This is a genomic window from Pseudomonas sp. BJa3, from assembly GCF_026343815.1.
Taxonomy (GTDB): Bacteria; Pseudomonadota; Gammaproteobacteria; order Pseudomonadales; family Pseudomonadaceae; genus Aquipseudomonas; species Aquipseudomonas soli.
Genome location: NZ_JAOXMC010000056.1, coordinates 1 through 440, shown reverse-complemented (window position 1 = coordinate 440; position 440 = coordinate 1). Strand labels below are relative to the sequence as shown.

Below are 440 nucleotides of genomic sequence, written 5' to 3'. Positions count from 1 at the left end.
GCCTGGTTGTCCACCAGGCCGGCGCGCTGGAGCAGCAGGTCCTTGCCGGCGAACAGCTTGCCCTGGCGGTTGAGCAGCTCGCCGAGCAGGTCGAGGGTCAGGGTGCCCTGGGCGGCGAGGCTGCCGTCGTTGTTGTTCAGGCTCGCGGCGGTCAGGCCCAGGTCCTGGCGGGTGGCCACGCGGCCGCCGTGGTTGTCGAAGGAGCCGCTGGTGATGACCAGTTTTTCCCCGGCATCGATCAGGCCGCCGTCATGGTTGTCCAGTGCCGCCGTGATGGTCAGCTGCTGGCCGCTGCCGCTGGAGAGGATGCCCTTGGCGCTGTTGTCCAGGCTGGCGGCCTTGACGTCCAGGCGCTGCTGGGCGACCAGCGCGCCGCCGTCGCTGTTGCGCAGCGCGCCGGTCACGGTCGCCTGCACGGCGCCGGAGCGGCTCGACAGGGT

At 71.4% G+C, this 440-nt stretch carries 1 protein-coding gene; it reads right to left on the bottom strand.

The window, feature by feature from the left end; all coding sequences use genetic code 11:
- On the bottom strand, positions 1-440 hold a 440-nt coding region (locus tag OH705_RS26865), incomplete at both ends, for a hypothetical protein (RefSeq protein ID WP_267303386.1).